Here is a 26,098-nt window from a genome sequence, read left to right on the forward strand (position 1 = left end):
GTGCGAAATGCCAACGACGGTATTTCCATCGCTCAAACCGCCGAAGGTGCGATGAATGAAACCACCAACATCCTTCAACGTATGCGTGACTTATCCCTGCAATCTGCCAATGGCTCGAACTCAAAATCTGAGCGCGTGGCGATCCAAGAGGAAGTTACCGCATTGAATGATGAGTTGAACCGTATCGCAGAAACCACCTCGTTCGGTGGTAACCGCCTACTTAACGGAACGTACGGCACAGCCGCATTCCAGATAGGTGCCGATAACGGTGAAGCGGTCATGCTTACCCTAAAAGACATGCGAAGCGACAACGCCCTAATGGGGGGTAACAGCTACCAGGCAGCGAATGGCAAAGACAAAGATTGGACGGTGCCAGACGCCGCGACGGATCTGACCATTTCATTGACCGACAGTTTTGGCGACGCTCAGGTGCTGAACATCAATGCCAAAGGTGGCGATGATATTGAAGAGCTGGCGACGTACATCAACGGTCAAACTGACTTAGTGAAAGCGTCGGTGGGTGAAGGTGGAACACTGCAAGTCTTCGCAGGGAACAACAAAGTGGTTGGCGATGTAACCTTCGGCGGTGCCCTAGCAGGGGAGCTGGCGATGGGAGCGGCAAACAGCGTAACAGTCGACACCATAGACGTGACATCGGTAGCGGGCGCACAAGAATCGGTCGCGATAGTGGATGCGGCATTGAAATACGTAGACAGCCACCGAGCAGAGCTGGGTGCCTTCCAGAACCGATTTGGTCATGCAATCAGCAACTTAGACAACATCAATGAGAACGTGAATGCCTCGAAGAGCCGTATCAAAGATACCGACTTCGCTTCAGAAACGACCTCAATGACGAAAGCTCAGATCTTACAACAAGCTTCAACATCGATATTGGCACAAGCGAAACAAGCGCCGAATGCAGCGATGAGCTTGCTGGGTTAATCGACTCTCTCGCGGGGAGGAGCGCCTGCCCATGACGTTCCTTCCCGCCTCTCTCTTTCTAGAGAGGTGGTGAGACAGACCACGAGAAGCATTGAGAAAAAATGGGTAGAAGAGCAACACAATCGGTTCCAAACCAATTGAAAACGACCACCTAAAGGCACATGAGATCCCACGATAGAGATCTCGCGCGGCATAGACCAGTTTGCTGTTCTGATTGAACAGTCGTAACAGCAAAAAGGTTTAAAGCGATATTAAGGTTTTAAACGATATCGCTCTGAAAGTTCAAGCAATTCAATAAGGTGCTTGAAATCATTAACCAGAAACTAAGGAGACAGATACGATTAGCTAAACAATGCTCAGGTTGATTTGCTTTTTAATATAACAGGAAAGTGGGATGGATCTATCTAGACGCGATAAGCGAATCTAGATCGGTGCAATCACGATATCTGGATGATTACACGGCGCTCTATCAACCTAAAACGCAATAACTAGGTCACGAGGGAAAATATTGGCAGAGTGAAATGTACTGAAGAAACCTTATAGTTCATGCATTTATTCAACACTTACCTATATCGAATTCGTTTCATTAGAAGTGATCTATCCAAGAGTTGGGTGGTGATTCAGAATTGTAGAGTACGGGTGCCTCGTCAGTAATTTACTGGACGCTAGAGCATCGATGTATTCTCTGAATTCCTACATTTATTCTCGGTGTTAGTTCTTCTAATTTCTGTTTGTTTAGGCGTATCTAAAACGTTAGTTTTCTGAATAGGTATTATGTAATACCTGTGTATCCCCATATCTTCATACTGCCGTTCTGGTAGGGGTTAATTGTATCTAGGTTAAATGGAATTATAATGTATTTTATAACATTATAACTTGTTGTATTTAAAACAAAATAACTTTTAAATATATTTAAATATGAATTTCAATGACTTAATAATATTAAATTGCCATTAATTAAATTTTTAATCAAAAATAGCTAAAGAAAATAAATAGTAAGTCGATACAGTTTATGACTTTGAGAGAACTAATTGGTTTTCCGAGACGTCGGAAACCGCCCTTAACGGAAAATCAATGGGAGAAACACCATGAGTATGACAGTAAACACTAACGTATCAGCGATGACAGCACAGCGTCACTTAGGCAACGCAGCTAGTGACATTAATACATCAATGGAACGTCTATCATCTGGTTACAAAATCAATAGCGCTAAAGATGATGCAGCGGGTCTGCAAATCTCTAACCGCTTAAACGTTCAAAGCCGCGGTTTGGATGTTGCAGTACGAAATGCCAACGACGGTATCTCTATTGCACAGACAGCCGAAGGTGCGATGAAAGAAACCACTAACATCCTGCAGCGTATGCGTGACCTATCTTTGCAATCTGCCAACGGTTCGAACAGTAAGGACGACCGAGTAGCGATTCAGGAAGAGATCACAGCATTGGACGACGAACTTAACCGTATTGCTGAAACCACATCATTCGGTGGTAACAAGCTTCTAAACGGTACGTTTGGTAACGCTTCGTTCCAAATCGGTGCAGACAGTGGTGAAGCAGTAATGCTGGGTCTTAAGAGCATGCGTTCTGACACAACCAGCATGGGTGGTCAAAGCTACCAAGCAGCAAATGCTAAAGCAGCTGATTGGACAGTAGATGCTACCGCTGCAGACTTAACCATCGCATTTACCGACAAAGATGGTGCGGCTCAGAACCTAACCATTACCGCGAAAACAGGTGATGACATTGAAGAAGTAGCGACGTTCATCAACGGTCAGACTGATGCAGTTAAAGCGTCGGTAGGTGATGACGGTGTGCTTCAAGTCTTTGCAGACAACAACAAAGTAGACGGTGCAGTAACGTTTGGTGGTGCGCTTGGTGGTGAATTAGCCATGGGAGCTGCTCAGGCAACAACGGTTAGCGATATCGACGTAACCACTGTATCTGGTTCTCAGCAATCAGTAGCGGTAGTGGATGCTGCGCTTCAATATGTTGATAGCCACCGAGCTGAACTGGGTGCATTCCAGAACCGATTCGACCATGCAATCAGTAACTTGGACAACATCAACGAGAACGTTAACGCGTCTCAAAGCCGAATCAAAGACACAGACTTTGCGAAAGAAACAACAGCAATGACTAAGTCTCAGATTCTGCAACAAGCATCAACCTCGGTACTCGCTCAAGCAAAGCAATCTCCAAATTCAGCGTTAATGCTGTTGGGCTAGTACTCGAAGTTTAAGGGCGGACTAGGTGGTTGATTGTGTTGCAACCACCTGGCACTCCACAGGGATAACGACGGTTTACCGTTACTGATTTAAATCGTCAATCCCGTGCCCAAGCAAGAACATTGCTTGAAGTGGATATTCTACGGACTCAAAGATTTTCAGGAGCTTTCAGTGGCATTAACGGTTAACACCAACGTATCGGCAATGGCAACCAGACACCAATTAAAAGGTGTTATGAGCGATGCAAATACATCACTGGAACGCTTATCTTCAGGTACGAGAATCAACACAGCAAAAGATGACGCAGCTGGTCTGCAGATCTCAAATAGACTCCATGTACAAACTCGCGGGATAGATGTAGCAATTCGAAATGCAAATGATGGGTTGTCCATTGTTGAAACGGCTGAAGGGTCGTTAGACGAAGCAACCAATATTATGTTGAGAATGCGAGATTTATCCATTCAATCTGCCAACGGAAACTACAGCGATGACGATCGTCAGGCACTGCAATACGAAGTGTCCTCTCTCAATGACGAACTAAATCGAATTGCTGAAACAACCAGCTTTGGTGGTGAGAAACTGATTAACGGTACGTATGGAACCAAATCGTTTCATATAGGACCTAATACTGACGCCATTATGGTATCACTGACGGACATGCGCACAGATAGTGAGCGTATGGGAGGAGACAGCTACGAAGCACAGAATGGAAAAGACAGCGACTGGATAGTTACCGACTCAAGCAATGAATTAAATATCCAGTTTCAGGATGTCGCAAACCAACCCGTTAATTTGCAAATTGTGGCTAAATCCGGTGACAACATCGAAGAGTTAGCGACATACATTAACGGACAAACGAACGAGATCAGTGCTTCAGTGAATGAAAATGGGCAATTGCAACTGTTTGCTCCAAATCATGATGTAAAATCTGATCTTACGTTTAGTGGCAGTCTTGCCTCAGAACTTGCACTATCGAAACAGGGTCAACTTACCGTCGATTCTCTCAACATCAGTACGGTAGGCGGCGCACAGCAAGCAATAGCGGTGCTTGATGCGTCATTGACCTATGTCGATAGCCAGCGTGGCCAGCTGGGAGCAATTCATAATCGATTCGAAAGTGGTATCTCTAACCTAGGAAACATGAGCATTAATGTAAATGATTCCAAGGGGCAACTTAGAGATGCCGATTTCGCAAAAGAAGCTACTAGCCTAACAAAATCGAAAATTTTGCAACAAGCTTCAAACGCGATCATCGCACAAGCCAATCAAATGCCTTCTGCAGCAACAAATCTACTGCATTAATTTTTTAAATTGCTCACCCCATCCAGAGAAATTCTTCTGAGTTTATCCCCTTTAGATTCAATACCTTTCAATATTAGGTAATACCCAATCCAAGCAACCTTAATTTTGGATAACAAAAGCTTTGGATAACAAAAGTTTTGGATAACAAAACGTCTTTCTAGTCGCTGATTTCTACTAATCGTATGGAATTCAAATATACAAGCTCTCTAGGTGCTCTTATTGATGTGAAGTTACTTTAAGTCGGGATTGCATAATAGATTGTGGATTACACGCTCTGACGTGCTCTTCAGGAGCTTTAGAGTAAATAAATAGAACGTTAACACTCGGTACTATAAGCGCTAACTTGTATTCTTTTTGGATCCGTTGAGCTTTTAAAAAAACAACACTCCTATCTAACTTACTGATCGTCATGCGGTTATTCAAAACCCTCGCTTTACCTATTAAAAAATAATAAAAAAAATGCGTTTTTCCCCTAAAGAACTTAATGGTTCGGCCGTTAAAAGGAATGCGAGAAATGAGATGGTTTAGCGAGGTGAGAGACGCGACGCCATCATCCTTAATGTCAAAGGAGATCTAATATGACAATATCAGTAAACACTAATGTGTCTGCTATGACGGCTCAGCGTAACCTGAATAACGCTGCTTCCGACATGAACAGATCAATGGAGCGTTTATCATCGGGATACCGTGTAAATAGCGCGAGAGATGATGCCGCTGGGTTACAAATATCGAATCGATTGGATTCACAAAGTCGCGGTTTAGACGTGGCAGTGCGAAATGCAAACGACGGGATATCGATAGCTCAAACGGCGGAAGGGGCGATGAAGGAAAGTACTAACATCCTTCAACGCATGAGAGACCTTGCACTTCAATCGTCTAACGGTTCTAACAGCCGCTCAGAGCGGATTGCGATTCAGGAAGAAGTGGGTGCTCTAAACGATGAGTTAAATCGTATTGCAGAAACGACTTCATTTGGTGGCAATAAGCTGCTGAACGGTACATATGGTACTCAATCTTTTCAGATAGGTGCCAGTTCCGGTGAAGCTGTATTGTTGAAAATGGGTAACGTCCGTTCCGACCATGAAAGTATGGCTGGAAAAAACTACACAGCTGTGAATGCGAAAGACGGCAACTGGGTAGTGGACAGCGGAGCTACTGACATGACCTTTGCGTTTACGGACACAGAGGGTAACGCGCAAAACATCACTATCAACGCTTTGACCGGCGACGATATTGAAGAAGTTGCAACTTACATCAATGGTCAGCAGGATTACCTAAAAGCTTACGTAGGCGACAATGGTGAGTTGGGTGTGTTTGCCCACAACCAAAAAATAGATGGCGATGTGACGTTCAGCGGCGGGTTAGCTGGAGAACTGAGCATGGGAGCAAGTGCTGATGTTGCGGTTAATGATATTGACGTAACAACGGTTGCTGGTTCTCAACAAGCCGTAGCCGTCATAGACGGTGCATTAACAAGTGTCGACAGTAAGCGCGCAGAGCTTGGTGCATTCCAAAGCCGATTTGACCACGCTATCAGTAACTTGGATAGCATTAACGAAAACGTGAACGCATCGATGAGTCGCATACGCGACACTGATTTTGCTAAAGAGACGACTCAATTGACGAAGTCTCAGATCCTTGAGCAGGCGAGTACATCTATCCTCGCTCAAGCAAAACAGTCACCATCCGCGGCACTGAGTTTGTTGGGTTAAATCTGGTATACTTCTGTGTAAGAAGCGTGCATAAGGGCAACCTTTTGTAAGCTATCAAGGTGGAGGTGAGATCGTTATGGACATATCATCCTACACATCGATTTCCCAGCCTTCTTATGGTAGTGGCACAAAGATTGCTTCTACAGCTGAGGATGTATCCAGTGCTAATGCGCTAAAAAGAGCAGAGAATGAGGATCCTAAAGAAGCGATTCAAAACGATTCCGCACAATCATTCGCTGAAGAGCGTACTAAGATTAATGCAGATGAGTTAGAAAAGCGGATTGATGAAGTCAATGATTTTATCTCTTCACTCAATAAAGGATTGTCGTTCAAATTCGATGACGAGTCTGGGAGACGAGTTGTCACAGTATTCGATGTGGATACTGGCGATATCATCAAACAGATACCGAGCGAAGAAATGCTCGAAATATTAAGGCGCCTAGCCGCCAATTCCTCCGGGTTAATCGTGGAAAAGGTGTAATAGGTTTGAAGGTGAGAGAATGAGTGTAAACCCAATGGGTGGAATGTCTGGTATGGACATCAACTCTATGGTGAGCAAAATTGTGGATTCGGAGCGGCTTCCAAAGCAGCAACGGATCGATAATGAGCGCACCAAAGTTGAGACCAATATCAGCGCCTATGGTCGACTCAGGGAATCACTGGATTCTATGAAAGCACTGATGGCTCAGTTTCGTCAGGATAAGGCTTTCGCCGTACGTTCGGTGGAGTCATCCGATGAAGAAGTAGTTTCAGCTACAGCCACAACGGACGCAATCGCAGGCAAATATGCTGTCGATGTGGTGCAGCTTGCTCAGAACCATAAGTTGGGTTCTAACATTGTGGGTGAGAAAACTCGCTATGGGGCTGGTGAGCTGCAGATCCGTTTAGGAAACAGGGATTTTACTGTTGAAGTAAAGCAAAATGCCAAGCTCATTGATGTTGTTAAAGGCATCAATGCAGCTCCCGGCAATCCTGGTGTTCGCGCTGCCATCATCAACGATGTTGATGGTCAGCGCATTATTTTAGCTTCAGAAAAAACGGGTGTAGAAAACCAAGTCTACGTTTCAGCAAACTCTGCTGACCCAAACAACCCCTTGGAAGCGCTTGAATATAAAACGCTAGAAGACAGGATGAAAGACCTGGAAGAAGCGCAAGCGGCACTCCTCAAATTACAAACTTCGCCAGTTTTAACTGCAGATGGGCAAGATGTTGCCGTTCTGGAGAATAAATATTCACCAAAGGAAATCGAAGAAGCCCTCGAAGGCAAACCGATCAATCCTGACGGTGCACTGCCTGTATACGTTGTCAATTTACCGGGAATTGAAGAGCCCGTCATTATTGATGGCGTAGAGCAAAAGCCGCCTAAACCGGAAGACACCATTCCCGGTTTCTCTGAAGCGGCGTCAGGTACACTACTTAGCTCTTACGAGCCCGGAACCGACGGGCTTGATGACAAAGCACGCGAGAAGTCGTCTGATATTCCTGGTTGGTCGCCAACGGCATCAGGGACACTGACAGATTCTTATGTCACGGTGAAAGAACGTGACGCCATGTTGATGGAAAATGCGAAAGCTCAGCACGATCAAGACATTAAAGATGCGTTAGCAAGAATTGAAGCTGCCCAAAAAGCATTTGATGGTTACGGCGGTATGAATGAATTGCAAGAAGGTCAAGATTCTCTCGTAATCTTGGATGGCATTGCGCAGGTCAGTAGTGATAACAATGTTATTGAGAACGCGATAGATGGCGTCGACTTGACGTTAAAAGGCGTATCAGACTCCAAGAAACAAACTGAAATCGGAATAGACTACGATAGAGAGCGCGTAAGAAATGACATCCTGACATTTGTCGATTCATACAACCAGTTCTATAAGCTCAGCAAGGAACTCTCTGGGGCAGATCCTGCCTCTGGTGTTGCAGGTCCCCTTTCTGGCGACAGTATTGTCCGTGGTGCAGAGTCGCGTTTAAAAACGGTATTTACCACCGCGATCAAAGACGCACCAGAAGATATACGAACGCTGACGGAGTTTGGCATTACGACGACGCGTCAAGGTACACTTGAAGTGAACTATGACATGCTTGACCGCCAACTCAATAAAAACTTCACCAAGCTTGGTGAGTTCTTTGGTGGGAATGATGGATTTGCAAAAAAAGTAGAAGATGCCATACATTCAATGACAGGTGTCACCGGTTCTATTAGTACGCGAGAGAAGAGCCTGTATGAGCAGAACTACCGTTTAAACGATCAGCAGGTTAACTTAGATCGCCGAATGGACAGCCTCGAACAAAGAACACATGATAAGTTTTCTGCTATGCAGGAAGCCACCAGTAAGATGCAAGCGCAACTTTCTGGCATGATGAATGCATTTGGTTAATGTATGTCCAATATATTGACAGACCTAAGCGATCTGGATCAGCAGCTTGTATCTTTTTTGGAAAAAGATGAAATAATTGCTGAAGAAATTGTTGCTGCGGTCGATAAAAGAGAACAGTTGTTGCAAAGTGCTTTGCAAGAGTTTGAAAAATCGCCTGACCTCGTCAATAAAGAAGAGTGGCAACAAGCAGTGGAAAGAACACAGAAAATTGTGTTACTGATGCAGGCGAATACCAATAAAATTGCTGATCACTTGAAAAAGTACCGACACGGAAACAAGTCTGTTCAGCTTTATAAGAAGTTTCTATAAGAGAGGATTACCATGCGAGGTTCTTTACAGGCTTACAAAAAGGTTTCAGTAGACAGTCAACTGTCTGCGGCCTCTCCGCATAAGATTATTCAAATGCTGATGGCTGGTGCAATTGAGCGCCTGATTCAAGGTAAGGCTGCAATGCAGCAGGGAAATATAGCAACAAAAGGTGAGCGTTTAGGTAAAGCGTTAGACATTGTTATCGCACTCAGATCTTGCTTGTCTATGGATGACGGTGGTGATATTGCTAAAAACCTAGATCAGCTATATGAATTTATGATTACGCAAATCACTGTAGCGAATCAAAGTAATGAACCAAAGCCGATCGACGACGTGGTTGATATCATTCGTGAGATCAAATCGGCGTGGGATCAGATTCCAGCAGAGTTTCATAACTTAACCTCTGCAGAAATAGGTCAGTAATCACGGATTTAAGATGTTTTAGAACAAAACTCACATCCGCAAAGTGCTTGGTTGCCTTATTTTTTTTATCGCATAGAATAGAGTCATTATTAGAGCCTACTCTTTTAATGGCTTTTTTGTTTTTGCTGCTCTCTTAATGCCCATGAATTTGCACACTTAATTCGTAAATGAAACAAAGTTGCAGGGCTTAGGTATGTACGATAATGATTAGAATCTAAAGGCAAACACTTATTTCTATGCAAGGCTTGGCACAATTGTTGGTTATTGAAGATGATCAGCAGGTTAAACATAATTTAAGCATAATTCTTGAGTTTATCGGTGAGCACTGTGAAGTCATCAGTACCGATGAAATCGACAGCATTGATTGGACCGCGACATGGGCTGGATGCATTTTAGGCTCCATAAACCATAAATCGCAGACAGCGCCTCTTACTAAGATACTGAAACAATCCAACCATATCCCACTTCTTATATTAAGCACTAACACCATTTCTGTGGACGACTTTCCACATTATGTTGGCGAGCTTGAACAGCCTTTGAATTACCCTCAGCTCAGTGACGCGTTGCGACACTGCCAAGAATTTCTTGGGCGTAAAGGGGGACCACTGCCGTCTGCAAGCCGTAAAAACACGCTTTTCAGAAGTTTGGTAGGTCAAAGTCAAGGCATACGAGATGTTCGCCACTTGATCGAACAAGTATCCGCAACCGAGGCCAATGTACTTATTCTTGGCGAGTCTGGTACGGGTAAAGAAGTGGTGGCGAGAAACATCCACTATCACTCCCCGCGTCGAAATGGTCCATTTGTTCCAATTAACTGTGGCGCAATTCCACCTGAGTTGTTGGAAAGTGAATTGTTTGGCCATGAGAAAGGTGCGTTTACGGGGGCAATTACTGCACGTAAAGGGCGTTTCGAGCTAGCTGAAGGCGGTACACTTTTCCTTGATGAAATTGGCGACATGCCAATGCCAATGCAGGTGAAATTGCTTCGAGTGCTTCAAGAGCGTAATTTTGAGCGTGTTGGTGGCAACAATACAATCAAAGCGGATGTTCGAGTTGTTGCTGCAACGCACCGCAACCTTGAAAAAATGATTGAAGCTGAAAAATTCCGTGAAGACTTATTCTATCGATTGAATGTTTTTCCTATCGATATGCCTGCTCTAAAGGATCGCAAAGAAGACATTCCACTACTGTTAAAAGAATTGCTAACTCGAATGGAAGCGGAAGGTGGCATGCCGATATGCTTCACTCCACGAGCGATCAACTCCATGATGGAACATGATTGGCCCGGTAATGTCCGTGAGCTTGCCAATTTAGTTGAGCGCATGGTTATTCTGTTTCCAAACAGCTTGGTGGATGTCAATCATCTTCCCACCAAATATCGCTACAGTGACATTCCAGAGTTTCAACCGGAGAATCTTGGTTCAAGCCAATCCATTGAAGAACAAGAGCGTGATGCACTTTCTGACATCTTTTCGGAAGATTTCAATTTTGAAGAAAGCGCGCTCGATATGGAAGACAACGCCAACAGTCCTCAGGAATTACCCCCAGAAGGTGTTAACTTGAAAGAGCTTTTGGCAGACGTTGAAGTGAATATGATCAGCCAAGCATTAGAGGCTCAAGGTGGTGTCGTTGCGCGAGCTGCGGATATGCTAGGAATGCGTCGTACGACCCTAGTCGAGAAAATGCGTAAGTATAATCTCAACCGCTGAGCGCATTTTTGTCAATCAATTGACACTAATGCGACGACGTAACATTTTGATTTTTAATGATAAATAGCCTGGCATGCATTGTGCATTACAGGCTATTGTTGTTTTTAGTCGGAAACCTGTCATGACACCATCAGAAATTCAAGAAAGTACCTCAGCGCTAGGAACCTTAGAAGATCAGGTTGCGCGTTACAAACAAGTTTTGGATGTGATGCCAGCTGGGGTGATTTTGCTTGATACTCAAGGCAGTGTTTACGAAGCAAACCCTGAAGCAGAAAAATTGCTTGAAGTCCCTCTAGTGGGTCAGAAGTGGTTTGAAGTTATTCAGGCTGCGTTCGCTCCTCGAGAAGATGATGGGCATGAAATATCGCTTCGAAATGGTCGTAAGGTACGTCTTGCCATTTCAGCGTCTCAAACAGGGCAGCTAATATTGATTACCGACTTAACCGAAACTCGGCTTTTACAAGCGCGTGTTGGTGATTTGCAGCGGTTGTCCTCTTTAGGAAGAATGGTTGCATCTTTAGCACACCAAGTACGCACGCCACTTTCTAGCGCTATGCTTTATGCTTCCAACTTAGGCGCCCCCAATTTACCAGCTCCCACACGAGAACGTTTTCAAACCAAACTGGTTGATCGATTACACGATCTCGAAAAGCAAGTGAACGACATGCTTTTGTTTGCCAAAGGGGGAGACAACAAAGTTGTCAAGCCATTTACCGCTGAAGACTTGCGCACCGAATTTCAACCCATGGTGGAAACCGCAATTAAAACCAGTTCGATTGATTACCATCTCGAATTGGAAAACCCTGATGCGATGTTGATGGGCAACGCCAATGCAGTGGCTTCGGCATTAAGCAACCTTGTAATCAATGCAATACAAATTTCAGGAAAAGGGGCACAAATAGATGTCTATTTCCGCGCAGTAAATAACGAATTAAAAATTTCGATTCAGGATAGCGGCCCTGGTGTCCCACCTGAGTTACAGCAAAAAATTATGGAACCTTTCTTTACCACGCGTTCTCAAGGAACGGGTTTAGGGCTCGCCGTTGTTCAAATGGTATGTCGTGCCCATGAAGGAAGGTTAGAACTGATTTCAGAGCCGGGAGACGGTGCTTGTTTCACTGTCTGTCTGCCCCTTGCAACGACAAACTCTGGAGAAGAATGATGGCTCAAAGCAAAGTATTAATAGTTGAAGATGATGAAGGTCTACGTGAAGCTCTTGTCGACACCCTTGCTTTAGCAGGTTACGAATGGGTTGAGGCGGATTGCGCAGAACAAGCTTTGATCATTCTGAAGTCAGAAGAAGTCGATATCGTTATTTCAGATGTTCAAATGGCTGGAATGGGTGGGCTTGCACTACTGAGGAGCATTAAACAGCATTGGCCGAACCTACCAGTATTGTTGATGACGGCGTACGCCAATATTGAAGATGCAGTTGCTGCCATGAAAGAAGGGGCCATTGACTACATGGCTAAACCATTTGCGCCAGAAGTGTTGCTCAACATGGTAAGCCGTTATGCCCCGGTAAAAAGTGATGATGAAGGTGATGCAGTCGTTGCTGATGAGAAGAGCCTCAAATTGCTTGCTCTTGCGGATAAGGTAGCGAGAACGGATGCTAATGTCATGGTGCTCGGACCAAGTGGTTCTGGCAAAGAAGTCATGTCTCGGTACATACACAATGCATCCCAGCGAAGTGATGGTCCTTTTGTCGCCATCAACTGTGCAGCTATTCCCGATAACATGTTGGAAGCCACACTGTTTGGTTATGAGAAAGGGGCGTTTACTGGCGCTGTTCAGGCTTGCCCTGGGAAATTTGAACAAGCTCAAGGCGGCACCATTCTGCTTGATGAAATCAGCGAAATGGACTTAAACCTACAAGCCAAACTGCTCCGCGTATTACAAGAGCGCGAGGTCGAACGTTTAGGCAGTCGCAAAAGTATTAAACTAGATGTACGTGTGTTAGCAACCAGTAACCGTGATTTGAAACAATACGTTGCTCAAGGCAATTTCCGAGAAGATTTGTATTACCGCTTGAATGTATTCCCAATTGCTTGGCCTCCACTGTGTCAGCGTCAGGGCGACATTGAGCCGCTCGCCAAACATTTGGCGGAGCGCCATTGTAAAAAGCTAGGGCTGCCTGTTCCTAATGTTTCGGCGACTGCTTTGCAAAAGTTAGTTTCATACCCTTGGCCAGGTAACGTTCGTGAGCTCGATAACGTTATCCAGCGAGCGTTAATATTAAGCGAACAAGGTGACATCGGTTCCGACCATATTCTACTTGAAGGTGTTGATTGGGAGGATGCGAATAGCTTACAAGCCGTTGTTGAATCGGGTGATGTGGCCATACCTTCCGTTAAACCTATTGCTGAACCCGATAATGAGATCACAAAAACAATGGGAGCTTCTGCCGATGGTCTAGGTTCTGAGCTAAGAGAGCAGGAATACGCTATTATTTTGGATACTTTGGCAGAATGTAATGGACGAAGAAAAGAGATGGCTGAAAAGCTAGGCATTAGCCCAAGAACCTTGCGCTACAAGTTAGCAAAAATGCGTGATTCGGGTATTGATATCCCTAACTGATAAGCGGCATACTTGCGCTCACTGGTTAGTGGCATACTAATTGCAACGTCAAAGAATAGAACGCAATAACAAGTCAGAATATTGACGACAGAGGTGAGCAATGAAAATTGGTGGAATGAATCAGGAAATGCAAGCGATGATGCTTGAGGCGACAAACTCCACTAAACCCGCTACAGGACAGCAGGTTTCCTCTGATTTTGGTGCGCTATTGGATAACGCCATAAATAACGTCAATGCGTTACAGAAGCAGTCAGGAGAGCTAGCAACTCGTTTTGACCAAGGCGACCCTAACGTATCCTTGTCTGATGTAATGATTGCTCGAAACAAATCTAGTGTGGCTTTTGACGCGACGATTCAAGTAAGAAATAAACTGGTAGAAGCTTATAAAGAGCTGATGAACATGCCAGTATAAAACAGGTAGTGACAAGTGGCTGAAGACAAATCAACAGATCTCGCGGTATCCGATGGCGGTGCAGTAGCAGTAGGAAGTGACCTGGATAACGAGAGTCAAAACCTAGACTTAGATGAGCAAAGCTCCTCGAAGTTTGATATGTCAATGGGTGATCTAGACCTATTGCGTCAGGTGGTTTTGGTTGTTGCTATTTCAATATGTGTAGCGCTTATCGTCATGGTGTTCTTTTGGGTGCGTGAACCTGAGTTACGTCCGCTAGGCACTTATGAGACAGAAGAACTGATCCCCGTTCTTGACTACCTTGATCAACAGAAAATTGACTATAACCTCGAAGGGAATACGATCCGTGTTCCAGTGAGTGAATACAGCAACATTAAACTCAACATGACTCGTGCGGGTTTGAATCAACCCGATCCCGCGGGTGATGATATTCTTCTTCAGGATATGGGGTTTGGTGTTTCCCAGCGCTTAGAGCAAGAGCGTTTAAAACTCAGCCGAGAAAGACAGCTTGGTAAAGCTATCGAACAAATGCGACAAGTTCGCAAGGCACAGGTTTTACTCGCCTTACCTAAACAAAGCGTCTTTGTTCGCCATAATCAAGAAGCGTCAGCTACCGTATTTTTGACGCTTGGTTCTACAAACTCTTTGAAGCAAGAAGAAGTGGATTCCATTGTCGATATGGTGTCCAGTGCCGTGCCCGGTATGAAACCGACACGAGTAACCGTGACGGATCAGCATGGTCGATTGCTTAGTTCGGGGTCGCAAGACCCAATGGCAACAGCTCGCCGAAAAGAACATGAGCTAGAGCGCAAGCAAGAACAAGCTTTACGAGAAAAAATCGATTCGGTTCTTATCCCTATTTTGGGTATTGGGAATTACACCTCTCAAGTAGACATTGAGCTCGACTTTAGTGCAGTGGAGCAAACTCGCAAACGATTTGATCCCAATACCCCCTCTACACGCAGTGAATATACGTTGGAAGATTACAACAACGGAAATGTGGTTGCTGGTGTACCAGGTGCGCTTTCAAACCAACCGCCAGCGGATGCGTCTATCCCTCAAGATGTCAAACAGATGAAAGATGGCTCTCTACTTGGTCAAGGTTCTGTTCACAAAGAAGCTACTCGAAATTTTGAGTTGGATACCACTATTAGCCATGAGCGTAGGCAAACAGGCACCGTAAATCGCCAAACGGTGTCGGTTGCTATTCGTCATAAACCGAGCGTTAATGCGGAAACGGGTGATGTTACATACCAGCCGTTAGCACAAGCTGAGATTGATGCGATTCGAAGTGTACTGATAGGTGCTGTTGGGTTTAACGAAACACGCGGTGATTTACTAAATGTACTGAGTGTTAAGTTTGCAGAACCAGAAGCTGAAATCATGTTGGATGTGCCAATTTGGGAACACCCGAACTTCAACGACTGGATTCGCTGGTTGGCAAGTGCGCTGGTTATCATCGCAATCATCTTGATTTTGGTTCGCCCAGCGATGAAGAAACTTATCAACCCTCACTCGGAAGAGGACGAAGATTCAGAATTCGGGGCCGATGGTCTTCCACTTTCGGCGGATGGCGATACGAGCTTAATTGGTAGCGATATCGATGCTGGCGATGCCTTTGAATTTGGTTCAGGTATTGATTTGCCTAACCTACACAAAGACGAAGATGTATTAAAAGCGGTGCGCGCACTGGTTGCAAACGAACCAGAGCTCGCGGCACAAGTAGTGAAGAATTGGGTGTCAGAAGATGGCTAACGACGTTGCAAAAACAGAAGATGGCGGTGAAAAAGGTTCGGAAATCGATATTGAGTCGATTCCTGGAGAGGAACGTGCCGCGATATTGCTTTTGAGCCTAAATGAATCGGATGCTGCTGGCATTATTCGTCACTTAGAACCTAAGCAAGTTCAAAGAGTGGGTAGTGCCATGGCGAGGGCAGCCGACCTTAACTCCGATAAAGTTAGTGTTGTACACCGTGCGTTTCTGGAAGATATCCAGAAATACACCAACATAGGTATGGGCAGCGAAGACTTTATGCGAAATGCCTTAGTTGCTGCATTAGGTGAAGACAAAGCGAACAACCTTGTTGACCAAATCTTGTTAGGTACCGGCTCGAAAGGCCTGGATTCCCTTAAGTGGATGGATCCTCGCCAAGTTGCGAGCATCATAGTGAACGAGCACCCGCAAATTCAAACTATTGTACTTTCTTATCTGGAAGCCGACCAATCCGCGGAGATACTGTCGCAGTTTGCTGAACGTGATCGCCTCGACTTGGTTATGCGTATCGCCAACTTAGAAGAAGTTCAACCGTCTGCATTGGCAGAACTAAACGAAATCATGGAGAAACAGTTCGCGGGTCAAGCTGGTGCGCAAGCTGCCAAGATTGGTGGTACTAAGGCCGCCGCTGAAATCATGAACTTCATGGATAACAGTGTCGAAGGCATCTTGATGGATCAAATTCGCGAACAAGATGAAGACATGGCTACTCAGATTCAAGATCTGATGTTCGTGTTCGAAAACTTGATGGAAGTGGACGACGCTGGCATTCAAAAATTGCTGCGTGATATTCCACAAGATGTTTTACAACGGGCGCTCAAAGGTGCCGACGATGGTCTTCGCGAGAAAGTATTCAAGAACATGTCGAAGCGTGCTGCAGAGATGATGCGCGACGACATGGAAGCGATGGCTCCGGTAAAAGTTTCCGATGTGGAAGCGGCTCAAAAAGAAATTCTGGCGATTGCCCGACGTCTTGCCGACAATGGCGAGCTCATGCTGGGTGGTGGTGCAGACGAATTCCTATAATCCCATGGGCTCCATTAGCGAGCGCAGCTTGAACAATTAAAAATAGGTAATGTGATGTCATTAGAACGTAAACGCGGCTTTCTACGACCGGATGAAGATGACATAGCTGAAAAAGCGGAAGCGTGGGGGTTGCCTGATTATACAGGTGACGCCAATGCTAACGCTAAAGATACCGCCCTCAAATACGACCCTTCTTGGGTCCCCAATTTTGACACGCCCGAAGCCGAAGAGCCGGTTGAACTGACCGATGAACAAATAGAAGAAATTAAACAAGCTGCCTATCAAAAGGGCATGGCATCAGGACAGGAAAAAGGGTATCAAGACGGCTTTGAAAAAGGTAAGGAAGAAGGGTTTACTGCGGGTCATCAAGAAGGCACAGAGCAAGGTAGGCAAGAAGGTCTTGAAGCTGGTCAAACTTACGTTGAAGAACAAGTAAATCACTTTATGACGCTCGCAAGCCAGTTTGCTCAACCTCTTGAACTAATGAATGCTCAGGTTGAAAAGCAATTGGTGGACATGGTTCTTACCATGGTGAAAGAAGTGGTTCACGTAGAAGTGCAGATGAACCCACAAGTGATATTAGATACTGTCCGCCAAAGTGTTGAGGCTCTGCCAATTGCAGGTCATGCCATTACCATAAAACTTAATCCCGAGGATTTAGCCATCGTTCTTTCGTCTTACGGCGAGGAAGAACTTAATAATCGTAGCTGGACGTTATCCAGTGAACCGTCTCTGAATCGAGGAGATGTGCATATTGAAGCGGGCGAATCGAGTGTGAGCTTTAAAATGGAAGAGCGAATCCGTTCAGTCATTCAATCCTTCTGCGGGTCAAATCGGCATCAGGAGCAAGTGTAATGCTGGCTCTTGAAGAAAGACTTTCCAATTATAAAACCCAAGGTTTAACCACGAAGGCAATTGCATCTGGCAAGTTAGTTCGTGTGGTGGGTTTAACGCTTGAGGCTACAGGTTGTAAAGCTCCCATCGGTAGCCTTTGTAAAGTTGAAACACTCAGCGGAGAAATGGAAGCCGAAGTGGTTGGGTTTTCAGGAGAAAGCCTTTATTTAATGCCGAGTGAACAAATTACAGGTGTTCTACCTGGAGCAAAGGTTACACCAATCACCACTGACAGTGGTTTATCGGTTGGAATGGAGTTACTTGGTCGTGTAATTGATGGTGTGGGTAATCCGCTGGATGGTTTAGGCGATATCTACACAGAGAAAAAAGCTTCATTCAATGGCCAACCTATAAACCCATTGGCACGAAAGCCGATTTCAGAACCGCTGGATGTGGGGTTGAAAGCAGTAAACGGATTGTTGACGGTAGGTAAAGGTCAACGTATTGGTCTCTTTGCTGGTTCTGGTGTCGGTAAATCGGTCACCCTCGGTATGATGACGAGAGGCACAACCGCACAAGTGGTGGTGGTTGGACTGATTGGTGAGCGTGGACGCGAAGTTAAAGAATTCATCGAAGAAATTTTAGGAAAAGAAGGGCGCCAACGCTCGGTCGTTGTTGCTGCTCCTGCCGATTCTTCACCTCTTATGCGTTTGAAAGGTTGTCAGACGGCGTTGACCATTGCGGAGTACTTTCGCGATCAAGGGTTAGATGTTCTTTTGCTCATGGATTCATTAACGCGTTTTGCTCAAGCGCAGCGTGAAATTGCCCTTTCGGTAGGGGAGCCACCAGCGACTAAAGGCTATCCGCCATCGGTGTTCGCTAAGTTACCAGCGCTGGTTGAGCGTGCCGGTAATGGTGATGATAATCAGGGCTCGATTACCGCCTTCTTCACCGTGTTAACGGAAGGGGATGACTTGCAAGACCCTATTGCAGATGCTTCGCGAGCCATTTTGGATGGTCACATCGTGTTGTCACGTGAGCTGGCAGATGCTGGTCACTATCCTGCGATTGACGTAGAGAAATCCGTTAGCCGTGTTATGCCTCAAATCACGACCGATGAACACATGATGATGGCGAGAGCCGTCCGTCAGGTACTTTCAGTTTGTCGAAAAAACCAAGATCTTGTTTCTATTGGTGCATACAAACCAGGAACAGATCCGGCGATTGATACCGCTTTTACTCTCAAACCTAAATTGGATGAGTACGCACAACAAGGTATGGGAGAAGCGGTCCCATATGAAATGTGCGTGAATATGCTTCGCAGTATATTGCAGCCATCTTAAGAGAGGAATAAGTGAATAATGCTCTAGAGTTTTTATTGGAACAGGCGAAAGATAAAGAATCTCAATCTGTGTCGGCTCTTAATAAGTCGAGAGCAGAGCTCGAAGATTACTATCGTCAAGTCGAGCAAATAGAAAAATACAGACTGGATTATTGCAACCAATTGGTAGAGCGTGGAAAAGGTGGACTTACTGCGAGTGAGTATGGACACTTAAACCGATTCTTAACTCAGCTGGATGAAACTTTAGCTAAGCAAAAAGCTGCCGAAGAACACTTTGTTTCACAGGTCAACAATTGTGAAGAACACTGGTTGGAGACTCGAAAAAACCGTCGTTCTTATGAGTGGATGATTGAAAAGAAAGCAAAGGATAAGCGTATTCAACAAGAAAAAGTAGAGCAAAGACAAATGGATGAGTTTTCTACTTTGCAATTTGCTCGTAGAAAAAGTTCTTTTTAGTCTTGTAGCTTGAAAGCCAAGCAATTCTCGCTGAACCTAGCATCTTTAGGTAACTTGAGTATATGAATTCAAATTGGCTCATTTTTTGCAAACTTTCTGACTTATATAAACTGAATTGAATCGCCGAAAGTCGACTGTTAATCGTGACGCAGTTGGTCACTAGAGTGAACCAACGCATAGAGAGTGTGTTTATGAGCCAAAATCCTCTGTCAGTGAACGAATCCGGAAGCAAGTCCTATTTGCTCGGAAAATCCAGCCAATCTACTGATTCTGCACAAGAAAGCGAATCGGGAGGATTTCTTAACGCGCTAAAATCTGTCTTTTCCTCTGAGTCTGAACCCGCAGAATCAAGTAAAAAAATCAAAGCAGATAGTTCAGAAGAATCTAGCAAAACAAAAGGTGAGCTAGGTACTGAGGATGTGGAAGGCAAAGGTTCTGAATCGTCAAAGGTTGCCGCTGCGGCAGCAGGATCGACAGATGAAACCAGTGGTGAAGAATCTGTCGACAAGCTTCTCTCACATTCTGAAGAAAATTCAGACGTATCTAAAGAAGTAAAACACGCTAAAAAACAAAACGTTGACCAGACAATGACGGAAGGTAATGACTTGCTTGGTCGGCTAGACGATTCGAATAAGGCTTTAAAAACAAAAGACATCCCAGCCGATGCTAATCTAACGGAGCAGGTTGACGCCAATGGCAACAAGTTGCCACAAGGTTCTGCGGCTGTGGCAGGAGCGACAGTCCAGCCATTAAAGGAAAAGACCGTTTCTGAACAGGCTATAGCCGATGCCAAATCTAAATATCTACAGCAGCCTAATGTTGACGCTTCTACCGGAGTGGGAGCGGCTACTGTTGGTGCGGCATCAACAGAAACGAGTCAGCTTTCGTCTGCACAAATGACAGATGAAACAAGCAGTGACTTTGTGAAAGGCGCGGCCGCCGTTTCTGGAGGTATGGCTTCTGGAGGTATGGTTGTCGCCAACCAAGGTCAAATTGCACAAACATCAGCTGAAGCGGTGGCAAACTCTTCTGTTGATGGAATTCAAATCGGAACCGAATCACTTCAACAGTCTGGTAAAACCGGAATATCTCAAGAAATCAATGAACTGAGTGATGAAAGTGCTCTGCTTGCAAGTGCAGCAACAGCTACTGGCACAGTAAGTCAAAATGGTTTGAAGCACTCTAACCAAAGCCCTCAAGACGCACAGATTGACTGGACAAAAAATACAGTTACTCATTCACCTATGGATTCTGATACGAAACTTGCAACAACGTTTTCAGATACCTCAAAAGTAGACTTGAAAGGAGCTCAAGCTAGTGCTGTTGGGGCTGGAGTTATCGCAAATCAGGTAGCTACTGAAACATCGTTTGATGGGCAACCCTTGATTGCTTCTGAACAACTTCAAGGTCAGTACACCGAGCCAATGTGGACAACAACATCAGCGGAGATGAGCAAAGCAGAATTGCAAGCAGCTAAAGGCGTTATAGAGTCTTCTAATAATGCCAAAATGGCCGCTAGCGCAGCACTTGCTGCCCATTTAGCAAACCCAACGTCGACTCCGCTTCCTGCCGATAGAATGGCGGCGGCTTCTGCGACGCAAGTTATGCCACAAGAAATCAGTGCCGCAGCGATGAACCAGCAGATGATCGCACAAAGCATGACGGCTGGTGCAGCGACTCAAACCAGTAATGTGGCAGCAGCATCTGTAGCCGGAAGTGCTGCTGTTTTAGGCGCGACTAAACTGGCTAAAGGCAATGAAAACGGTCATGGTGAAAAAGCTGATTTTTCCCAACAACTCGCTGGTGTCGCTTCGCAACAAGGATTAACTGGTGCACAAGCTAAAGCAGAGGGACAAGCCTTAGCGGCTGCTCAGCAATCACCGCTGCAATTATCCCGAGACGGTGCAGCAGCTGGCGATCAGCTCGCTGAACGTGTGCAAATGATGCTGTCTAAAAACCTCAAAAATGTTGATATTCGATTAGACCCACCAGAATTAGGGCGAATGCAAATTCGGATGACAATGAATAACGACATCGCGTCGGTTCAGTTTACGGTTGCGAACCAACAAACCCGAGACATTGTTGAACAAGCAATGCCCAGATTGAGAGAAATGTTGTCTCAACAAGGTTTACAGCTTGCAGATACGTCCGTTCAGCAGCAAAATGCTGGGCAACAGCAACAAAGTCAGTATGTTGCGGGGCAAGGTTCCGGAAAAGGTAAAGACGGCGATGGCATTGACAGCGAATTCGGCTCAGAGGGTGACGAATCGCTCGAAGTTAACGTTGATGTGAAACCAAACCGTGATGGAATCAGTTTTTACGCTTAACATTATAACTTAACCTTCTATTTAACCGAGACGTTTATGGCAGAAGAACAACAAGACGCAGAAGCGCCCAAAGGAAAAAGTAAACTCCTGATCATCATCATAGCGGTAGTCGTTTTACTCGCTGGCGGTGGTGGCGCAGCCTTTTTCTTGATGGGTTCCGATCCTTCAGAAGAAGCTCCGGCAGCAGAAGAGGCGGCAGTACCAACCAATGAGCCCGCTTCTTATGTCAATATCCCGCAGCCGTTTGTGTTCAACGTTACCGGAGATAAAAAAGACCGATTGGTGCAAATCAAAGTCCAAATTATGGTGAGAGGGGGCGATAACGAGGGAACGGCAAAACACCATTCTCCTCTGATTGAAAGTACCCTTCTTTCAACGTTTGGAGTCGCTACTGCTGAGCAACTTCGCACTCCTTTAGGTCGTGGGCAGCTACGTGATCAGGCAACTGACGATATTAAAGCTGCTTTGAGTCAGCTAGTAGGGCAGCCTGTCATTGAGAAAGTGCTGTTCACTGACTTCGTAATGCAATAGGTATCCTGTGACAGACTTATTAAGCCAAGATGAGATTGATGCGTTACTGCATGGTGTAGATGATGTAGATGACGGAGATGATGATGATCTTGATGCCGGTGGTGGGTCCCCCGAGAACACATCCGACTATGATTTTTCGTCTCAAGACAGAATTGTTCGTGGTCGAATGCCGACCTTGGAGCTCATCAATGAGCGCTTTGCTCGGCACTTGCGAATAAGTTTGTTTAACATGCTGCGAAAAACCGCAGAGGTATCGATTAACGGTGTGCAAATGGTGAAGTTTGGTGAATACCAAAACACCCTTTATGTACCAACCAGTTTGAACATGGTGCGTTTTAGACCACTTAAAGGTACAGCGCTTATTACCATGGAAGCGCGATTAGTCTTTATCTTGGTGGAAAACTTCTTTGGTGGCGATGGTCGTTTCCATGCTCGGATCGAAGGGCGAGAGTTTACACCGACGGAACGTCGAATTATCCAACTGCTTCTGAAAATCGTATTTGCAGATTATCAAGAAGCGTGGTCACCTGTTATGGGCGTTGAATTTGAGTATTTGGATTCAGAAGTAAACCCAAGTATGGCGAATATCGTGAGCCCGACGGAGGTGATCGTCGTGAGCAGTTTCCATATTGAAGTGGATGGTGGAGGCGGTGACTTTCATGTTGTGATGCCATACTCCATGGTTGAACCGATCCGTGAGCTTTTAGATGCCGGTGTTCAATCCGATAAGATGGAAACTGACGTACGTTGGAGCTCGGCGCTAAAAGAAGAAATTATGGATGTTCCCGTCAATTTCCGAGTGAACTTGTTAGAGCGGGATATTTCCCTTCGCGACTTGATGGAATTAAGACCTGGCGACATTATCCCAATTGAGATGCCTGAAAATGCGACAATGTTTGTAGAAGAACTGCCTACATACCGAGTTAAAATGGGTCGCTCCGGTGATAAATTGGCTGTTCAGGTATCTGAAAAAATTAAGCGTCCAGATGTGGTTAAGTCCGATTTGGTATTCCTTGGCAATGACATGGAATCAGAACTAGATAGTGGCGATGAGTTTGAAGAAATCTCGCCAGAAACAAATGAGTAGGTGATTGAGTATGGATCCAAACGAAGATCAAAAACTGGCAGATGAATGGGCCGCTGCGTTAGGCGAAGACCCGTTAGCATCTGGTGGCGATGATGATGTTGAAGCGGCTCCCCTTGAAGAATTGTCTAATGAGCCAGCTCCGATTTCTGAAGATGAGCGTCGTAAACTCGACACCATCATGGATATTCCCGTCACAATTTCGATGGAAGTTGGGCGTTCACAAATCAGCATTCGTAACTTATTACAACTGAACCAAGGTTCCGTTGTTGAATTGGATCGAGTTGCTGGTGAATCACTGGATGTACTGGTCAATGGAACTTTGATCGCGCACGGTGAAGTCGTTGTGGTGAACGACAAGTTTGGTATTCGTCTAACCGACGTTATTAGCCAAACTGAACGAATCAAGAAACTTAGGTAGCCATGAAAAAACTCTTTGGCTGGTGGTTGTTTCTGCCTGCTCCTGCATTGGCCTCCAGTGCTGGTCAGTTAGATATGGCTGCAACACTGGGATCTTTGCTCTTTGTTATCGCGATTATTTTCATATTGGCATGGGCATTAAAGCGAATGCGTTTGCCTAGTATGATGGGGCAAGACGGGCTAAAAATAGTCCGCCAGCTGCCTGTTGGAACAAAAGAACGGCTAGTGATAGTGCAGGCTGGAGAAGAGCAGTTTCTCGTAGGCATAACCGCGAACTCTATCAATTTGGTTTCTAAACTGGACAAGCCTGTCGAAGACGCGCAACCCGTGTCGGCACCCTTCGCCCAACAACTTAGTCAGTTATTGAAAAAAGATGAAAAAAAATAATTTTATCGCTGCCTTACTGGCAGCGTTTCTGTTTTTATGCCATTCAACCTCGGTTGTCGCGCAGGAAGAATTGGCGAGTTCAATTCCCACTAATGCGGTGGGTGCGCAAAATATTGCGGTAGCAGAATCGCAGACTGCGACAGGGTCTTCGAGTGCGTTTATCTCTGGTGGTGCCCCTGGAAGTGGTATTCCAGCGATAACCGTTACTACGAATCCTGATGGCACTGAAGATTACTCAATAAACTTGCAAGTCTTGGCCTTGATGACATTGTTGGGCTTCCTGCCCGCAATGGTGATTTTGATGACGTCGTTTACCCGAATTGTCGTGGTGATGTCGATATTGCGTCAGGCGATGGGTTTGCAACAAACGCCGTCTAATCAGGTGATCATTGGTATAGCCATTTTTCTCACCTTTTTCATCATGTCCCCTGTAATAGATCGAGTAAATAATGAAGCCATTCAGCCATATGTAAACGAACAAATAACCGCTCGTGATGCGTTTACCTTTGCGCAAGTGCCTATGAAGGACTTCATGCTTAAGCAGACGCGCGTTAAGGATTTGGAAACATTTGTCAATATTTCAGGTGCTCAAGTAGACAATCCTGAAGACGTACCGATGAGTATTTTGATCCCTGCGTTTATTACGTCGGAGTTGAAGACAGCGTTTCAGATTGGCTTTATGCTCTTTTTGCCATTTTTGGTCATCGACTTAGTGGTTGCCTCTGTATTGATGGCCATGGGTATGATGATGCTTTCTCCTATGATCGTTTCTTTGCCTTTTAAACTCATGCTATTTGTGTTGGTTGATGGTTGGAACCTCATCTTGTCCACTTTAGCTGGCAGTTTTGCGATATAGCGGAGGGAATGTATGACTCCTGAAATGTTCGTTGACCTTTTCCGAGAATCACTTTGGCTGGTTCTGGTTATGGTATGCGCAATCATCATTCCCAGCCTTATTATTGGTTTGGTTGTTGCCATTTTCCAAGCGGCTACGTCCATCAACGAACAAACACTGAGTTTTCTTCCTAGGCTAGTTGTCACGCTCTTGGCTTTGATGTTATTCGGGCATTGGATGACACGTATGCTGATGGAGTTTTTCTTCGAGCTGATTGAACGCATGCCAACTGTTCTGCATTAGAGGCGGATATGGAGTTTTCTGCAGACATCATTCTCGACTGGATAGCAAACTACTTCTGGCCTTATAGCCGGATTTCAGCCATGTTAATGGTCATGACCGTGACGGGTGCAAGATTTGTATCTACCCGAATCCGTTTGTATCTAGGTCTCGCCATTACGTTTGCGGTAATGCCCGCTATTCCAGCCGTTCCTGAAGATATCGAGCTATTGTCGTTCCAAGGTTTTTTAACGACGTTTGAGCAATTGGTGATTGGTATTGCCATGGGAACCGTTACCCAATTTATGCTGCAAACGTTTGTTGTACTGGGTCAAATCTTAGGTATGCAATCCAGTTTGGGTTTTGCATCTATGGTGGATCCAGCAAATGGACAAAACACACCCTTACTTGGTCAGTTGTTTATGTTTTTGGCGACCATGTTTTTCCTATCGACTGATGGTCACCTGCAAATGATCCAGTTGGTTGTTATGAGTTTTACGGCTTTACCTATCGGGCAAGGGGCGTTGAATTCGGTTGATTACCGAGAGCTCGCTTTGTGGTTTGGTACTATGTTTAAAATGGCGCTGAGTATGTCGTTGTCGGGCATTATCGCTCTACTTACCATTAATTTGTCGTTCGGGGTAATGACAAGAGCTGCGCCCCAATTGAACATATTCTCGCTCGGCTTTGCGTTTGCCTTGTTAGTCGGTTTGCTGATTTGTTGGTATATCATCGCTGGGTTGTTTACCCACTACGACTTGATTTGGCTCGAAGGGCGTGGGCAAATATGCCGCCTTATCGATATGAATTGTTAGGTCAA

General features: G+C 45.2%; 25 protein-coding genes. All 25 read left to right on the forward strand.

Going from position 1 to position 26,098, the window contains the following annotated elements; all coding sequences use genetic code 11:
• Positions 1-942 (forward strand): flagellin (locus VPNCDNU1_RS21505; RefSeq protein WP_104402246.1); only part of this gene is annotated, 942 nt, incomplete at its 5' end.
• 1,088 nt (positions 943-2,030) lie between these two features.
• Entirely contained in the window at positions 2,031-3,164 is a 1,134-nt protein-coding gene (locus tag VPNCDNU1_RS21510; protein ID WP_104402247.1) for a flagellin, read from the forward strand.
• 171 nt (positions 3,165-3,335) lie between these two features.
• The gene (locus tag VPNCDNU1_RS21515) at positions 3,336-4,466 is read left to right on the forward strand and encodes a flagellin (RefSeq protein WP_104402248.1); all 1,131 of its coding nucleotides are present in this window, start codon (positions 3,336-3,338) and stop codon (positions 4,464-4,466) included.
• A 578-nt stretch (positions 4,467-5,044) separates the two neighbouring features.
• On the forward strand, positions 5,045-6,178 hold the full coding sequence (locus tag VPNCDNU1_RS21520) for a flagellin (RefSeq protein ID WP_104402249.1): 1,134 nt from the start codon (positions 5,045-5,047) through the stop codon (positions 6,176-6,178).
• A gap of 76 nt (positions 6,179-6,254) precedes the next feature.
• A complete protein-coding gene (locus tag VPNCDNU1_RS21525; RefSeq protein WP_104402250.1) occupies positions 6,255-6,659 on the forward strand; it encodes a flagellar protein FlaG in 405 nt (134 codons plus the stop codon).
• Between the two features lie 19 nt (positions 6,660-6,678).
• A complete protein-coding gene (fliD, locus tag VPNCDNU1_RS21530; protein ID WP_104402251.1) occupies positions 6,679-8,553 on the forward strand; it encodes a flagellar filament capping protein FliD in 1,875 nt (624 codons plus the stop codon).
• Positions 8,554-8,556: 3 nt separating this feature from the next.
• Complete coding sequence (locus VPNCDNU1_RS21535) at positions 8,557-8,862, forward strand: flagellar protein FliT (protein ID WP_104402252.1); 306 nt, start codon at positions 8,557-8,559, stop codon at positions 8,860-8,862.
• 12 nt (positions 8,863-8,874) lie between these two features.
• Positions 8,875-9,285 carry a flagellar export chaperone FliS gene (gene fliS / locus VPNCDNU1_RS21540; RefSeq protein ID WP_104402253.1) on the forward strand — a complete coding sequence of 137 codons (411 nt, stop codon included), beginning with the start codon at positions 8,875-8,877 and terminating at the stop codon, positions 9,283-9,285.
• A 236-nt stretch (positions 9,286-9,521) separates the two neighbouring features.
• Positions 9,522-10,994 (forward strand): sigma-54 dependent transcriptional regulator, encoded by a 1,473-nt coding sequence (locus VPNCDNU1_RS21545; RefSeq protein WP_104402254.1) that lies wholly within the window; start codon positions 9,522-9,524, stop codon positions 10,992-10,994.
• Positions 10,995-11,115: 121 nt separating this feature from the next.
• Entirely contained in the window at positions 11,116-12,156 is a 1,041-nt protein-coding gene (locus VPNCDNU1_RS21550) for a sensor histidine kinase (protein WP_104402255.1), read from the forward strand.
• Positions 12,156-13,571: a sigma-54-dependent transcriptional regulator gene (locus tag VPNCDNU1_RS21555; protein WP_104402256.1), complete on the forward strand. Its 1,416-nt coding sequence runs from the start codon at positions 12,156-12,158 to the stop codon at positions 13,569-13,571. The genes VPNCDNU1_RS21550 and VPNCDNU1_RS21555 overlap by 1 nt, the downstream gene beginning before the upstream one ends.
• Before the next feature lie 100 nt (positions 13,572-13,671).
• Positions 13,672-13,983 carry a flagellar hook-basal body complex protein FliE gene (fliE, locus tag VPNCDNU1_RS21560; protein ID WP_101112839.1) on the forward strand — a complete coding sequence of 104 codons (312 nt, stop codon included), beginning with the start codon at positions 13,672-13,674 and terminating at the stop codon, positions 13,981-13,983.
• Positions 13,984-13,998: 15 nt separating this feature from the next.
• Positions 13,999-15,738, forward strand: coding sequence for a flagellar basal-body MS-ring/collar protein FliF (gene fliF / locus VPNCDNU1_RS21565; RefSeq protein WP_104402257.1), 1,740 nt, complete (start codon positions 13,999-14,001; stop codon positions 15,736-15,738).
• Positions 15,731-16,783, forward strand: a complete 1,053-nt coding sequence (gene fliG / locus VPNCDNU1_RS21570; protein ID WP_104402258.1) for a flagellar motor switch protein FliG — start codon at positions 15,731-15,733, stop codon at positions 16,781-16,783. Before fliF ends, fliG begins: the two co-directional genes overlap by 8 nt.
• Positions 16,784-16,837: 54 nt before the next feature.
• The gene (gene fliH, locus VPNCDNU1_RS21575; RefSeq protein WP_104402259.1) at positions 16,838-17,638 is read left to right on the forward strand and encodes a flagellar assembly protein FliH; all 801 of its coding nucleotides are present in this window, start codon (positions 16,838-16,840) and stop codon (positions 17,636-17,638) included.
• Entirely contained in the window at positions 17,638-18,960 is a 1,323-nt protein-coding gene (gene fliI, locus VPNCDNU1_RS21580) for a flagellar protein export ATPase FliI (protein ID WP_104402260.1), read from the forward strand. The genes fliH and fliI overlap by 1 nt, the downstream gene beginning before the upstream one ends.
• Before the next feature lie 11 nt (positions 18,961-18,971).
• Complete coding sequence (gene fliJ, locus VPNCDNU1_RS21585; RefSeq protein ID WP_104402261.1) at positions 18,972-19,415, forward strand: flagellar export protein FliJ; 444 nt, start codon at positions 18,972-18,974, stop codon at positions 19,413-19,415.
• A 191-nt stretch (positions 19,416-19,606) separates the two neighbouring features.
• On the forward strand, positions 19,607-21,742 hold the full coding sequence (locus tag VPNCDNU1_RS21590) for a flagellar hook-length control protein FliK (RefSeq protein WP_104402262.1): 2,136 nt from the start codon (positions 19,607-19,609) through the stop codon (positions 21,740-21,742).
• Positions 21,743-21,778: 36 nt separating this feature from the next.
• Positions 21,779-22,273 carry a flagellar basal body-associated protein FliL gene (fliL, locus tag VPNCDNU1_RS21595; protein ID WP_104402263.1) on the forward strand — a complete coding sequence of 165 codons (495 nt, stop codon included), beginning with the start codon at positions 21,779-21,781 and terminating at the stop codon, positions 22,271-22,273.
• A 7-nt stretch (positions 22,274-22,280) separates the two neighbouring features.
• Positions 22,281-23,360, forward strand: coding sequence for a flagellar motor switch protein FliM (fliM, locus tag VPNCDNU1_RS21600; RefSeq protein ID WP_101112824.1), 1,080 nt, complete (start codon positions 22,281-22,283; stop codon positions 23,358-23,360).
• Between the two features lie 10 nt (positions 23,361-23,370).
• Complete coding sequence (fliN, locus tag VPNCDNU1_RS21605) at positions 23,371-23,778, forward strand: flagellar motor switch protein FliN (protein ID WP_101112822.1); 408 nt, start codon at positions 23,371-23,373, stop codon at positions 23,776-23,778.
• A 2-nt stretch (positions 23,779-23,780) separates the two neighbouring features.
• The gene (gene fliO / locus VPNCDNU1_RS21610; RefSeq protein WP_104402264.1) at positions 23,781-24,164 is read left to right on the forward strand and encodes a flagellar biosynthetic protein FliO; all 384 of its coding nucleotides are present in this window, start codon (positions 23,781-23,783) and stop codon (positions 24,162-24,164) included.
• On the forward strand, positions 24,151-25,020 hold the full coding sequence (fliP, locus tag VPNCDNU1_RS21615) for a flagellar type III secretion system pore protein FliP (RefSeq protein ID WP_104402265.1): 870 nt from the start codon (positions 24,151-24,153) through the stop codon (positions 25,018-25,020). Before fliO ends, fliP begins: the two co-directional genes overlap by 14 nt.
• A 12-nt stretch (positions 25,021-25,032) precedes the next feature.
• Positions 25,033-25,302 (forward strand): flagellar biosynthesis protein FliQ, encoded by a 270-nt coding sequence (gene fliQ / locus VPNCDNU1_RS21620; RefSeq protein WP_101112817.1) that lies wholly within the window; start codon positions 25,033-25,035, stop codon positions 25,300-25,302.
• Between the two features lie 8 nt (positions 25,303-25,310).
• The gene (gene fliR, locus VPNCDNU1_RS21625) at positions 25,311-26,093 is read left to right on the forward strand and encodes a flagellar biosynthetic protein FliR (RefSeq protein ID WP_101112815.1); all 783 of its coding nucleotides are present in this window, start codon (positions 25,311-25,313) and stop codon (positions 26,091-26,093) included.
• The last annotated feature ends 5 nt before the right edge of the window (positions 26,094-26,098 follow it).

Source organism: Vibrio penaeicida (assembly GCF_002933855.1).
Classification (GTDB): domain Bacteria; phylum Pseudomonadota; class Gammaproteobacteria; order Enterobacterales; family Vibrionaceae; genus Vibrio; species Vibrio penaeicida_A.

What these genes read in the sequence shown, in the direction of transcription:
- VPNCDNU1_RS21510 (WP_104402247.1), top strand. Translation starts at nt 2,031, where the DNA reads ATGAGTATGACAGTAAACACTAACGTATCAGCGATGACAGCACAGCGT.
- VPNCDNU1_RS21520 (WP_104402249.1), top strand. Translation starts at nt 5,045, where the DNA reads ATGACAATATCAGTAAACACTAATGTGTCTGCTATGACGGCTCAGCGT.
- VPNCDNU1_RS21525 (WP_104402250.1), top strand. Translation starts at nt 6,255, where the DNA reads ATGGACATATCATCCTACACATCGATTTCCCAGCCTTCTTATGGTAGT.
- fliD (WP_104402251.1), top strand. Translation starts at nt 6,679, where the DNA reads ATGAGTGTAAACCCAATGGGTGGAATGTCTGGTATGGACATCAACTCT.
- VPNCDNU1_RS21535 (WP_104402252.1), top strand. Translation starts at nt 8,557, where the DNA reads ATGTCCAATATATTGACAGACCTAAGCGATCTGGATCAGCAGCTTGTA.
- fliS (WP_104402253.1), top strand. Translation starts at nt 8,875, where the DNA reads ATGCGAGGTTCTTTACAGGCTTACAAAAAGGTTTCAGTAGACAGTCAA.
- VPNCDNU1_RS21545 (WP_104402254.1), top strand. Translation starts at nt 9,522, where the DNA reads ATGCAAGGCTTGGCACAATTGTTGGTTATTGAAGATGATCAGCAGGTT.
- VPNCDNU1_RS21550 (WP_104402255.1), top strand. Translation starts at nt 11,116, where the DNA reads ATGACACCATCAGAAATTCAAGAAAGTACCTCAGCGCTAGGAACCTTA.
- VPNCDNU1_RS21555 (WP_104402256.1), top strand. Translation starts at nt 12,156, where the DNA reads ATGGCTCAAAGCAAAGTATTAATAGTTGAAGATGATGAAGGTCTACGT.
- fliE (WP_101112839.1), top strand. Translation starts at nt 13,672, where the DNA reads ATGAAAATTGGTGGAATGAATCAGGAAATGCAAGCGATGATGCTTGAG.
- fliG (WP_104402258.1), top strand. Translation starts at nt 15,731, where the DNA reads ATGGCTAACGACGTTGCAAAAACAGAAGATGGCGGTGAAAAAGGTTCG.
- fliH (WP_104402259.1), top strand. Translation starts at nt 16,838, where the DNA reads ATGTCATTAGAACGTAAACGCGGCTTTCTACGACCGGATGAAGATGAC.
- fliI (WP_104402260.1), top strand. Translation starts at nt 17,638, where the DNA reads ATGCTGGCTCTTGAAGAAAGACTTTCCAATTATAAAACCCAAGGTTTA.
- VPNCDNU1_RS21590 (WP_104402262.1), top strand. Translation starts at nt 19,607, where the DNA reads ATGAGCCAAAATCCTCTGTCAGTGAACGAATCCGGAAGCAAGTCCTAT.
- fliL (WP_104402263.1), top strand. Translation starts at nt 21,779, where the DNA reads ATGGCAGAAGAACAACAAGACGCAGAAGCGCCCAAAGGAAAAAGTAAA.
- fliN (WP_101112822.1), top strand. Translation starts at nt 23,371, where the DNA reads ATGGATCCAAACGAAGATCAAAAACTGGCAGATGAATGGGCCGCTGCG.
- fliO (WP_104402264.1), top strand. Translation starts at nt 23,781, where the DNA reads ATGAAAAAACTCTTTGGCTGGTGGTTGTTTCTGCCTGCTCCTGCATTG.
- fliP (WP_104402265.1), top strand. Translation starts at nt 24,151, where the DNA reads ATGAAAAAAAATAATTTTATCGCTGCCTTACTGGCAGCGTTTCTGTTT.
- fliQ (WP_101112817.1), top strand. Translation starts at nt 25,033, where the DNA reads ATGACTCCTGAAATGTTCGTTGACCTTTTCCGAGAATCACTTTGGCTG.
- fliR (WP_101112815.1), top strand. Translation starts at nt 25,311, where the DNA reads ATGGAGTTTTCTGCAGACATCATTCTCGACTGGATAGCAAACTACTTC.